9 protein-coding genes and 1 riboswitch are annotated in these 12485 nt (G+C 55.6%); of the genes, 7 read left to right on the top strand and 2 right to left on the bottom strand.

Going from position 1 to position 12485, the window contains the following annotated elements:
* Positions 1 to 1047: a hypothetical protein gene (locus V3C20_RS05520; RefSeq protein ID WP_130084175.1), complete on the top strand. Its 1047-nt coding sequence runs from the start codon at positions 1 to 3 to the stop codon at positions 1045 to 1047.
* 113 nt (positions 1048 to 1160) lie between these two features.
* Positions 1161 to 2903 (top strand): phosphoethanolamine transferase, encoded by a 1743-nt coding sequence (locus V3C20_RS05515; protein ID WP_130084174.1) that lies wholly within the window; start codon positions 1161 to 1163, stop codon positions 2901 to 2903.
* A gap of 43 nt (positions 2904 to 2946) precedes the next feature.
* On the opposite strand, the gene V3C20_RS05510 is transcribed toward V3C20_RS05515, so the two are convergent.
* Positions 2947 to 5118 (bottom strand): glycoside hydrolase family 88 protein, encoded by a 2172-nt coding sequence (locus V3C20_RS05510; protein WP_161981478.1) that lies wholly within the window; start codon positions 5116 to 5118, stop codon positions 2947 to 2949.
* A gap of 431 nt (positions 5119 to 5549) precedes the next feature.
* A riboswitch (cobalamin riboswitch) is annotated at positions 5550 to 5734 on the top strand.
* Positions 5735 to 5883: 149 nt separating this feature from the next.
* On the opposite strand from V3C20_RS05510, the gene V3C20_RS05505 reads away from it, so the two are divergent.
* The 5 genes from V3C20_RS05505 to V3C20_RS05485 all read left to right on the top strand — a co-directional run bounded on the left by V3C20_RS05505 (position 5884) and on the right by V3C20_RS05485 (position 11150).
* Positions 5884 to 7980 (top strand): ribonucleoside triphosphate reductase, encoded by a 2097-nt coding sequence (locus V3C20_RS05505; protein WP_130084172.1) that lies wholly within the window; start codon positions 5884 to 5886, stop codon positions 7978 to 7980.
* 49 nt (positions 7981 to 8029) lie between these two features.
* Entirely contained in the window at positions 8030 to 8224 is a 195-nt protein-coding gene (gene nrdD / locus V3C20_RS05500; protein ID WP_130084171.1) for an anaerobic ribonucleoside-triphosphate reductase, read from the top strand.
* A 26-nt stretch (positions 8225 to 8250) separates the two neighbouring features.
* Entirely contained in the window at positions 8251 to 8967 is a 717-nt protein-coding gene (locus tag V3C20_RS05495; protein ID WP_130084170.1) for an anaerobic ribonucleoside-triphosphate reductase activating protein, read from the top strand.
* A gap of 11 nt (positions 8968 to 8978) precedes the next feature.
* Positions 8979 to 10592, top strand: a complete 1614-nt coding sequence (locus tag V3C20_RS05490) for an aspartate:alanine exchanger family transporter (protein ID WP_130084169.1) — start codon at positions 8979 to 8981, stop codon at positions 10590 to 10592.
* A 219-nt stretch (positions 10593 to 10811) separates the two neighbouring features.
* Complete coding sequence (locus V3C20_RS05485; protein ID WP_130084168.1) at positions 10812 to 11150, top strand: hypothetical protein; 339 nt, start codon at positions 10812 to 10814, stop codon at positions 11148 to 11150.
* 295 nt (positions 11151 to 11445) lie between these two features.
* Here V3C20_RS05485 and V3C20_RS05480 read toward each other — a convergent pair whose 3' ends face one another.
* Positions 11446 to 12483 carry a glycosyltransferase gene (locus V3C20_RS05480; protein ID WP_130084167.1) on the bottom strand — a complete coding sequence of 346 codons (1038 nt, stop codon included), beginning with the start codon at positions 12481 to 12483 and terminating at the stop codon, positions 11446 to 11448.
* Between the last annotated feature and the right edge of the window lie 2 nt (positions 12484 to 12485).

Here is a 12485-nt window from a genome sequence, read left to right as displayed (position 1 = left end):
ATGCCCCTGTCCGACCCGGAGGATTCTCCGTCCACCGCCATCGTTTTTTGTGATGCCTCCAGCCGCCCCTACTACAGTTTCTCCGGTGAATGGACCATGGGAATGGACTGGGTCCTGGAAGAATTGGTTATTGCGGCCGAGCGCAAACCCGTCATACAGAAAATTCTTCAATCCCTGGACAGGCAGCCCGGCAAAAATCCGGATTTCCGCCTCATCGGACAATTGTTCCTGTCCATGCCTGACGGAATAGAACAATTCCATGCTTCCTACCGCAACTGGATGGAAAAAACGCTGAAAAACGACGGCGAAGATTCCAGCGGATTAAAAAAACGCGCTCGCCGTATTGAGCAGATGAACCAGCTTTTGAGTGAACTTCTCAAAATCATCTCCAACGCAGAAAACATGGAACAGCTGCAATCATTCCTCCAGCCTTATCAAACACGGCTCAATGCCTCTCCTGTCGTAAAGCAGTTCCTGGAATCTTACCTGGCTGTGGAACCATACATCCACCCCCTGAAAAAGGACCCCTCCTTCCTGGATTCATTTCTACAAGAGCCAGTGGAAAAAGTGCAGGCCCGAATTATTTCCATTTCTCCCCATTCCAAAATGTCCCGTTACCTGCGTACGCATGCCTGGGACAATATCCGCATGGGGGCAGATCTTTTCAAATTGGACGACACTTATAAAAATAATCCATCACTAGCCCTTCAACATCTGGAAAAATCTTTCTCCAAATACACCTCTTATGCATCCCGTCAGTTGCTGCTGTTGCTCAAAGGCCGTTTTTTTGCGGAACAAGGAGAGTGGGACAAAACCCGGCAGGCTTTGAACCAGGCAATCCCCATGGACCCTCTTTCCGGCAATGCCGGGGAAGCCAAAAAACTGCTTCAATCACTCTCCTCCAACCGGGTGCGTCTGCAGGAACTTTTTTATTTGAAACGTCGGGGAAACCAGGGAATAGATGACGAATGGGATAAACTATTGCTCATAGAAACGTCAGGAAACGTATTTTTCAATTTTTCCACCTTTGACGAATACTTCAATTAGATAAACCCTCGCCGCCATGAAATTCATTCCGGCATAATTCTGCTTGAGCCTCGTTTCCGAGGCCTTACAATAGCTTCTTTCCGGGGCGGAAGGAACCCCGCCCCGTTCATCTGATGGCAATACCCCGGACAACTACCGACTCTCCGGCACGGCACCTTGCAAAACAACACGTATGGACGGCGGTTTTGCAGGCTTTGCGTGCCGCGTTCGTACCCCGCCGCATGCGCTGCCTGTGGGCGGCCAGCCTCGTAGCGGCACTGGTGGTCAATCCATATGTACTCAATGACGGTCAAAGCGTGCTGATGAGCTGCATGGGGATTGTCTGCTCCACCAGCCTGCTCTGCGGCGTCATCCTGCTCTGCGGCGTCATCCTGCTCTGCCTGAAATACCGCTTCACGGCTTACGCCGTTCTTCCGGCCGTCATCCTGTTCAATGCGGGCCTGTACATGATGCAAATGCGGTACGGAGTGACCCTGAGCCTCTCCGTCCTGGCCAGCATCGCAGAAACCAATTTCCAGGAAGCCTGCGCCTTCTGCACGGCCGGCTCCATAGCGGGAACGCTGCTGCTGGCCGGCTTTATCTACCTGGCCATCTACTGGAGCCGCCGTTCCCTTCACCAGACGGCCACATGGGCCGCCCTTGCCTGCATCTGGAGCCTTTACGGCGTTTCCCTTCTTTTGAGCATCCCGGCCGTTTCCTGCAGTGCGGAACCCCTTTACCTCTATTATACTTCCGACAAGGCGATGGGCTGGCCGCTGGTGGATTTTGTAATGGCTCACAAGCTGGTCAACGAGTACGTTGCAAATGACGCCAGGCAGTTCAACCTGCTCCAGGAGCTTCCCTCCTGCGCGGAGCCGCTTTCCCATTGCGATGCGCCGGACAACCTGGTCGTCGTCTTCCACATGGGCGAGAGCGTCCGGGCCGACCATCTCCCTCTCAACGGCTACCACCGCAATACAATGCCTCTGCTCTCCCGTGAGCCCAATGTCGTTTCCTTCCCCCACGCTACCTCCTTCGGCATCGTTACGCGCATTTCCGCCATCGGCATGTTTACGGATGCGGAACTGGAGCGGCGCCAGCCCGGCCATTCCTCCTTTATTGACCTTTTCAACAAGCACGGCTTCAAATCCATCCGCATCATGGACCTGAACGGGGATTCCGTGCACGACTATTCCCTGGGCATCCTGACCCGGAACTGCCGGGTGCAGAAACAAACGCCGCCGCTTCACCGGACACCGGACATGATGCAGGAGCGCACTTCCCTGGTAATGGAGGGATGTCTGGGAGAGTACGGGAACGCCAGACAACTGTACGTCATTTACAACGAGGGCAGCCACATGGCGTTTTCCTATCCGGAAAAAGCCGCCCGTTTCACTCCGGCCCGCTGCAACATGGACGACCCCAAGGCGCATCTGGATGAAACGATCAATGCCTACGACAATTCCATCGTGGACCTTGACGCCTCCGTGCACCGCATGATCAGCCGGCTGAAAGACCGGCCCGCTATTTATTTCTACTGTTCCGACCACGGCGTGGCCCTGGGAGAAAAAGGGAAAATGTTCCAGGGCCACACTCTCCCCTGTGTTTACCGCCCTGCCATGTTCGTCTGGTATTCGGACGCTTTCGCCGCGCGTTACCCGGACATGGTGCGCGCCCTGAAGGCCAACCGCCTGAAAGCCGTTTCACACGACCATATTTTCCATACCCTCCTGTCCCTGGCGGCCATCCGCTCAGAGACCGTGCGGCCGGAATTGAACCTGGCCGCCCCGCAGGCAAAAGAAACCGCCGTTCCCATCCAGCCGGAAGTGCTGGCGGACTGGCAGCCGTTCGCAACGGCCACGGCAGCCAGCCTGTGAAGGAAACCACGACATTCTGCGATAAAACGGCGCCCGCCGGAACTCAACGCACTTTTACCTGGAGCGGAGTCCGGATGCAATCGCGGACGCGGCGCACCTCTTTTTCCCATTGTTCAGCGGACTTGACGGGAGAAGCCTTGCTCCATACCGCCCCCATGTACCAGTCAAAGGAATTCCCGCTCTTCATGGAGCGGGTCCAGTAGGAGCATCCCTCTCCATCCTCCGCGGCGCCATCCGGCGCCCACGGCACCATAACAGCGGTTCCGAAACAGCCGTTATCCTCCTTGGGCCTGCTCCATGCGGCCATGATTCCGGCTTCACGGTCCGCCGTGACAACTTCATAACTGTTCCTTTTCTTCCCGGTATCCAGGCCAGCACCGACTCGGATTTCCGAAGAATTGCCCCCGTTCAGAGTCACGGAACTTCTTACCCTTGTGAAATGGCTTCCGGCATCCAGAGTCACCTTCCTGGTCTCGACAGCCTTCATTCCTCCTCCCACGTTCCACGGCGCGTAACTTACTTCAAAAGCGGTCTGAACAGGTCCGTTGTACAGGGTCCGTACCTTGGCCCAGTTGCCGGAAACATGGGCTTTCCCGTCTCTGAATACGGCAATGCCGCCGCATCCGCGTCCGGGCCCCACATTGTACATGTCCAGTCCGTTGCCGTGGTCACGGTGATAATCTCCCTTCTTGTAAAATTCATTAATTACAGGCACCCCTGCCTTCTTGCTCCATACGTCCGTTCCGCTGGAAACAAGCCCCTCCCCCTCCGGCGCAGGCCTGGAAACTGCCGGACCGTAAATACGGTGGGCCGTACGGTCGTTTTCCCACGCAAAATCGTCCAGCCGCTCCGGCACATGACGACTGAAGCACACCCCTTCCACAGGAGCGGCATCCAGGGAGGAATTCTCCAGAATCCAGAAATCGCGGGACGCTCCCGCGCGGAAATTGCTCTGGAACAGCAGGGTGTCCATCCTGCCGTCTCCGTCGGTATCCGCCAGCTGGTGAACGATCACGCAGCCGTTGCGCACATCAAACACGCGCAGCCGGGAAGAATCCCGCCCTTTTCCGGGATTCCACGGAACGGACACCGTTTCCCGGGGTCGGAAAACATTCAAGGGATTGGTGACGGAAACGGTTTTCCGACGCGGATGATCTTGACGAATCACCCATTTGCGCAGTTCGCAGCCGGCCAGCAGATAGGCTCCGGAACCGTACACTTCCGTATCATTCCCGGAATAATGACCCGGCTTGTCCGCGATCGGCTGCACCCAGCCCAGCGCTCCCTCCGCATTCACGGCGCCGCAGGCCGCCTGCCATGCCTTCCGGATAACGGGCAAATATTCCTTTTCATCCAGATAACCCTGGTTCACGCCCCACATCATCCCGTACATGATAAAAAGGGTGCCGCTCATTTCCTTCAAGGGCGGTTCGGCGGGGTCCATCAGGCTGGCGTGCCAGGAGCCGTCGGGAGACTGGCATTTCTTCAATGCCGCCGCCATGCGCTTGAGCAGGTCCACGTAAAAGTGACGTGTGGGCCAGTCCTGCGGCATGTCCTGCAGAATCATCGGCAGTCCGGCAATTACCCAGCCGTTTCCGCGGCTCCAGAACATCTTTTTCCCGTTGGCCGCCGGAATGGTGAAGTAGCGGGAATCCCGGTAAAACAGGCCTTCCTTCTTATCGAACAAATAATCGTATGCGGCCTTGTATTCCCGGTCCATGAACTCCAGATACCGGCGGTCCCCGGTATAGGCCGCCAGCTTCGCGAATACGGGGGGCGCCATGAACAGGGCGTCCGACCAGCACCAGCGGTCCTGGCATCCGGGCGTCTGGAATTCAAGGGAAGCGGAAGAGGGCCGGGCCATCACCTTATCCAGAACGGCCCGGATCTTTTCGGCGGCGGCGGGGTTTTCATCCTCCATGGCCATTTCCATCCAGGCATGGCCGATCGCATGGTCATCCGCATGGTAAGGCCGTTTCAGAATGCCCCATTGGCTGCCTTCCCCGACCGTCCTCACGGTTTGAAGCTTCATGCTCTGCGGATTGGCCAGGGCATACTGCATCAGGCCGGAATAAAATGCCCCATAGGTCCAATGCAAATGGGAACGCTTGACAGGATGGGCTATCTGCCAGGCTGCTACAAGTTCAAGATTTTCCTTGATGGTTTTTTCCTTCCAGTCCGCAGGAGCGCCGGAAGCAACTCTGAATACGGACAAAAAGAACAGAAACAGAACCAGTATGCTTTGTTGCAGCCTGTTGAATGAGAAAGAAAATCCTTGCATACTCATATATACAAACAAACCAGTTTTAAAATTTCTTCCTTAATCATTTTTCGGAATTATATGAAATAATCCCGCAGAATCGTTTTACCCCTTTAATGATAGCGTTTGAATGATAAACGCAGAAGTTTGATGGCGCCGTCCAATCAGTTGATATGCATAACCCGGACGGATCAGGCAAGACAAAAGTAAAACAAAGAACCCGTAATTTTTGATCCATTTTCTCATGCCGTCCTCAGGGAAGCCCTTCCGGGCACATATGGTGTCATGACGAAGGCGGATGCCGTATTTTCAATCATCCGCTTCCAATATTATACAATATGTTGTATAATAAAAATATTTAATACATTATTTGCACATTTTCCTTGCAGCCCTATATGTTCTATGGTTCATTGCATTTCAGCGCAGGTAACGGAAGACGGTGAAAATCCGTCGCGGACGCGCCGCTGTAACCGGTAGACGATGGACCGGACACTGATTGCCAGTTAATCGGGAAGTCTCCATCACATGTCGCACCGGGAGCCAGAAGACGACCTGATGCTGCCGTATCTCCCATCCCGCGGACAGGATGAACATACGCACAGGTTTCCTCGTGTACCGCTTTCCAGACGGGCTGCACGCGGCTTCCCCTGCTTATGATTTTCCAGGCTTGTGCCAGGCTCGCGGATGAGCGGTCATCATCCTTTCAAGCGAGACATCACCATGGCGACAAGCATCATCAAACGTTCCGGAAAGAAGGAACCATATCAGGGCTACAAGATCGAGGAAGCCATTAAAAAGGCGTTCCACAGTTCCGGCACTGTTTACAACCGCGCCATTTATGAAGAGGTGGAGGCCAAGCTGGGCCACCAGGACAACGCAACCGTGGAGGAAATCCAGGACCTGATTGAACGGGCTCTGTTCCGCTGCGGATATTTTGAAACCGCCAAGGCTTTCATCACCTACCGCTTCCTGCACAAGATGCAGCGCGAACAGATTGCCGGCCTGTATTCCGGCAATACGTATGTGGACTGCAAGCTGACGGTGGAGGAATACATCGGCCAGAGCGACTGGCGCATCGCCGCCAACTCCAACACCACATATTCCAATGCCGGGCTGATCAACAACACCGCTGGCAAGGTGATCGCCAACTATTGGCTGGACCAAGTCTATTCCGCACGGGAAGGCACCGCCCATCGGGAAGGGGACTACCACATTCACGACCTGGACTGCCTGACGGGCTACTGCGCGGGCTGGAGCCTGCGCAACCTTCTGAATGAAGGGTTCAACGGCGTGCGCAGCCGCGTAAACAGCCGGCCTCCCCGCCACTTCCGGGAAGCCCTGGGCCAGATGGCCAATTTCCTGGGCATTCTGCAGAGCGAATGGGCCGGAGCCCAGGCGTTCAGCTCCTTTGATACTTTCCTGGCCCCTTACGTTTTCAAGGACCAGGCGGACTTCACCCGCATCAAGAAGGACATCCGCAGCTTCGTGTACAACCTGAATGTACCTTCCCGCTGGGGGCAGTCCCCCTTCACCAACGTAACGATCGACTGGACTGTTCCGCGCGACCTTCAGGACCAGGCCCCTTTCAGTGGCGGAGAACACCTGTTTGAAGGAGTGGAAGACCCCGCCCTGCTCCTCCTAGCGAAGGAACGCGGGGTGAACAGTCTGACTGAATTGACCTACAAGCACTTCCAGAAGGAAATGAACCTGATCAACAAGGCCTTCTATGAAGTGCTCACGGAAGGCGACAGCACGGGGCAGCCCTTCACGTTCCCCATTCCCACGGTCAACATCACGGAAGACTTCGACTGGGAAGGGGAAAACGTCCCGCTCCTGTTTGAAAATGCTGCCAAGATAGGCTCCTCCTACTTCCAGAACTTCATCGGCAGCCAGTACACTGTCAATGAAAACGGGGAACGCGTGCCTGACGAACGGGCCTACAAGCCGGACGCCGTGCGTTCCATGTGCTGCCGCCTCCAGCTGGACCTGCGGGAACTGCTCAAGCGCGGCGGCGGCCTGTTCGGCTCCGCGGAAATGACCGGTTCCATCGGAGTGGTGACCATCAACCTGGCGCGCCTGGGCTACCTTTTCAAACAGAACCGGGAAGCTCTGTTCGCACGGCTGGGGGAACTGCTGGACCTGGCCAAATCCTGCCTGGAAAAAAAGCGTGCTTTCGTTCAGGAAATGTATGACCGCGGCCTGTACCCCTACACCAGGCGCTACCTGCCCACCTTCCGCAACCACTTTTCCACCATCGGCGTCAACGGCATGAACGAACTGCTGCGCAACTTCTCCAATGACACCATGGATATCACCACGGAAGAAGGCAGAAAGTTCGCGGAAGAAATCCTGGAGTTCATCCGCCTCCGCATGCAGGAATACCAGGAGGAAACGGGCAACCTCTACAACCTGGAAGCCACGCCCGCGGAAGGCACCACGCACCGCTTCGCCCGGGAGGACCAGAAACGCTACCCGGACATCATCCAGGCGGGCCCCGTGGGCCAGCGCTATTACACCAACAGTTCCCAGCTCCCCGTGGGCCATACGAGCGACTTGTTCCGGGCACTCCAGCTCCAGGACGAACTCCAGTGCTGCTACACCGGCGGAACCGTCTTTCACATGTACATGAATGAAGCCATCAGTTCTCCGGAAGCCTGCCGGGACATCGTCCGCAAAGTGCTGACCCGTTTCCGCATGCCGTACCTGACCGTCACCCCGCTTTTTTCCGTCTGCGAGAAACACGGCTATCTGCGCGGGGAGCACCAGTACTGTCCCTTCTGCGACGAGGAGCTGCTCCGCCTTCACAGACACGAATAACCGCCTTTTCAACCGGCCGCCTCATTTCAATCCAACCATCAAAACAACAATGACCAAACAGGAAATACTAAGCAAATACGCCCAGGACCGCACCCGCTGCACCGTGTACACGCGCGTCATGGGCTACCACCGCCCCGTGGAAACCTTCAATGCCGGCAAGCAGGGCGAATTCCATGACCGCGTCCACTTCGTTGAACCGGACGCTCCCTGCAACTGTTCCCCTCGTACGGAACAGCCACGTTAATTTTCCCAATAACATATGCGAAGTCAATGGGAACGGGTCGGGGCATAGCGGACATCACGCCGCTCACCTTGCTGGACTTTCCCAACAAGGTGGCCTGCATCTTCTGGCTGGGAGGCTGTAATCTGTTTTGTCAGTACTGTTACAACGTCTCCCTGGTTAAAAATGCGGCCTCCGGAACCGGCGGACGAACGGACTACCTCGATTTCCTCAGAGATCGGGTGGGATTTCTGGACGGAGTGGTCCTGTCCGGAGGCGAATGCACGCTGTGTCCCGACCTTATTCCCATCTGCCGTGAAATCCGGCAACTCGGCTTCGCCATCAAAATAGACACCAACGGAACGCGGCCCTCCGTCGTGGAAACCCTGGTGGAAAAAGGGCTTTGCGACTACATTGCCCTGGACTACAAGGCCCCCGCCGAACAATACGGCGCTATCACGGGAAGGCCCGGCCTGTTTCCGTTCTTTTCCAGAACGCTGGACTATCTGATTGCCTCAAAAATCCCTTTCGAAGTCAGAACGACCGTGCACCCGGACCTGTTGACGGAAGATCACGTCAACACCATCATACGCGACTTGACAAAGCGGGGTTATGAAGGCAACTACTTCGTGCAAAATTTTTACCAGACCACACAAACGCTCAACTCTCTCCCCACGCCGGACCGCCCGTTTGACCGGAGCAGGGTGGATTCATCCTCCCTCCCCGTCCAATTCCGCAACTTCGACCTCGGCAACGGAAGAAACTGATACCGCTCCACATGTTCGACATCCTGCTCAACCACAATACCCTGGTCCTTTTCGGAATCATCTTCTTCGGCATCGCCCTTGGCAGCATTAAAATATACGGCCTCAACCTCGGCCTTTCCGGCGTGCTCTTCGTGGCGCTTGCCGCCGGCCACTACCGGTTGGCCATTCCCAATGGAGTGGGGCAGCTTGGCCTGGCGCTCTTCGTGTACTGCGTGGGGCTGAGCGCAGGCAACCGCTTCTTTTCCGCCATCGCCAAGCAGGGCAGCAAACTGGCCGTGATGTCCGCCGTAATTGTGGGCGTTTCCGCTCTGTTCACCTGCCTGTGCGGCATCTGGTTCAATGTGCCCGCGGGTATTTCCTCCGGCATCTTCGCGGGGGCCTGCACCAGCACCCCGGCTCTTGCGGCCGCCACGGAAAGCCTGCCCGGAGCCTCCGGCAGCGGCGTCAGCATCGGCTACGGCATCGCCTATCCGTTCGGGGTCGTGGGCGTGGTTCTGTTCGTCCAGCTCCTGCCGCGCCTGCTGCACTTTGACCTGCACAAGGAGGCCAGGGCCATGCACGCCAAGCAGGAAGCCAGCATCATTTCCCGCCTGGTCCGCGTCAACCAGCCCAACCTGCTCGGCCAGAACATTGCGGACTGCAAGCTGCTGGACGGCCTGCACTGCATGGTGACCCGCGTGGTGCGCGACGGCAGGCTGATGCCTCTGACGCCGGAAGACACCTTCCGGGAAGGGACGGAAGTCCTCATCGTAGGCAACAGCGATACCATGCCGCACGACATCGCGTTCCTGGGGGAAGCCTGTGAAAACCCCTACCCCATGGACTCCCAGAAGGAACGCCGCAAGCTGATCCTGACCAACAAGGACTATGCGGGACGCAAGCTCCGCGACCTGAAAACCCTCCGTACGGACGGCGTCATCATCTCCCGCATCTCCCGGCTGGGGTTCACCTTTGTCCCCACGGGCGACACGACGCTGGAACGAAACGACGTGCTCACCGTCGTCGGTTCGCCGGAAAACCTCACCAAATACGGGGAAAAAATCGGACACCGCAGCCAGGACATGAATCAGACGGACCTCCTTTCCCTGGGATTCGGCCTGTCCCTCGGCATCATTCTGGGGCTGGTCAACTTCAGCCTGGGCAACGGCATGGGCATTTCGCTGGGAATTGCCGGCGGTCCGCTGATCGTCGCCCTGCTCCTCGGCCACTTCGGCCGCCTGGGCCCCATTGTGGGGTACATCCCACGCCCCACGCGCCTGCTTCTTCAAGACCTCGGCCTGGTCTTCTTCCTGGCGGATGCGGGCATCAAGGGCGGGGCGGACCTGGTGGACACGGTAGCCACCCACGGCGTGGCCGTCTTTGTGATGGGCATTATCGTCACCTGCGCGGGCATGTTCTCCGGCTACTTTGTCGGCATGAAAGTCTTCAAGATGAACATTCTTGAATGCCTGGGCGGCATCTGCGGCGGCATGACCTCCACTCCGGCCCTGGGCGCCATCGCCAGCAAAACGGATTCCCAGGCCCCGGTGGTCAGCTACGCCACCGCCTACCCCGTGGCTCTCATCCTGATGACCATCATCGCGAAGGTCATCATCCAGACTATTGGTGCCGTGGTCGGCATCTGACGCGCCGATAACATTCCATGCAGCAGAACTTGTGAAGCCGGGAGGAATTTTTTCCGGTTCAGTGGCAAAACATCCCGATCTGACATACTGGGAGTAATTCATTAACGAGGAATCATGAAATTACTGCTCTTTCCCATTCTTTTCCTGTGCGGTTGCTGCTCCCGGCTCTAAAAATCGTACCGCGGCAATGAAATCCCTTCAGAAACCGCAGCCAGCCAGATGGATCGGGATCTTGCCTGTACTGCATGGTACATGCACCAGGTGGGCGCTCTGCATACGCTTGCCTTTGGAAAATACAATTTCAATAAATTCCAGGTTACTCCCGAAGAGATTATTGAGATGGAGGTGCGCGAAATTCAACTCAAGTACTCACAAGGAAAGCTGGATACCGAATCCAGGGAGCAAATAAAAAGAATGGCTGAAATTCCAGAAAGAAGCGTTTGCCGTGTTGGCCCCGGAAAAAGAGCAGATAAGGAAGATCAACATGAAACATCCGGATGGCCCTATCCACCTTCTTCAGGAACAGAAACCCTATCTCAAAAATTTTCTGTTCCTTGAGACAAACCTCCAGTTATGAAAGGAAAAAACTGTCCGCTACCGACAACCGGGCATTCCTGCCGTCCTTGATCGGATGCTGGCGTTCCCTGCATTCCTTTCAGGAAGGTGTTACTGCCGCCACTTCCAGGCAAACGGACAGGAACATCTTTTTCCACTTGATGCGGAGGCCGGTGAACAAAACAGGAAAAATCGGGTAGCGATAGCTCACTTAAACAATGTTAAATTTGTGAAGATTTCCTTTTGATTGATGATAGCCTACCAGCAGAGGCCCCATATGCCGCCATACAAATGAATGCTATTCCGGCAACTGATCGAGACTGTAGAATACTTCTTCCCAGCTTTCTAATGAGGCTTCCATACCACCAAGTTTCCGCCCGCGCTCACGGGCAGCCGCAGCTATGTCTTCACGCAAGTGCGGTTCCCAAGCCATTTTCGAGGCGTAGGCAATGAAGTCTCCCGTATTTTCGCAGAGCCACCCGGTCTTGCCGTGTTCGATCATCTGCTCCCATCCCCCACGTTTGTCCACGATGAGAACGCTACCACTCGCCATCGCCTCAAAGCCTATACGGGGCCAGTTTTCTGTGGTGTCCGTGGGTTGCAAGATAATATGGCAACGGTGGTAAAATTCCTGCTGCGAAAGGTCATTGTGATCGTGGTAGGTTTCGATCCAGGCAGGCGGTTCTCCAGTCTTCGCTTGGCTACGGGCATCGAAGCCAAGAAAAAAACCTCTCTTTTCTATAGGTGAGGAAAAATATTCATATATTTTGAGGATATCTTTGCTGAATTTATCGTCTTCCTGTCGGGAGATATGACCCGCTCCAAACCAGTCCGAAAGGCGTTTTCCCATGAAGGGAAAGGCCGCATCGTCGAAGTAGGGCCGGAAGCTCATGAATCGAATGTTCGCATCGTCATTCAGTGCCTTAAGACGAGGCATGAGGTTTGTTTTAACATTTTCATTTTGATAGAGAAAGAGAGCGATGTCTCCGCGTTGCATAGCTTCCTTTTCCTTGCCAAAAAGCCAGGTCATGCAGTTGACGAAAATCGTGCGTCTCGAACGTTGACGGATTTCAGGCAATGAATTCAAGAACTCCTGATTGCAAAAACTGATGACAGGAGCACCATCAGGAATGACTGACCAGTCAAAAGCATTATGAATCGTACTCCCACAGGCAGCCATTTCGGAATAGAGGGGATTCTTCTGAACATCATCCTGTGTGGGGATGAAGTGAATTTCCATTCCTATCCTTTCCCATACCTGAAGCTGATGGTAAAGCTCAGCTCCTGCGCCTCCGTATAGAGAAGGAAAACCAATAATGTAAAGCGCCTTATGCATTT

This window comes from Akkermansia sp. RCC_12PD (assembly GCF_036417355.1).
Taxonomy (GTDB): domain Bacteria; phylum Verrucomicrobiota; class Verrucomicrobiia; order Verrucomicrobiales; family Akkermansiaceae; genus Akkermansia.
This window is presented reverse-complemented; position numbering and strand designations above follow the sequence as displayed.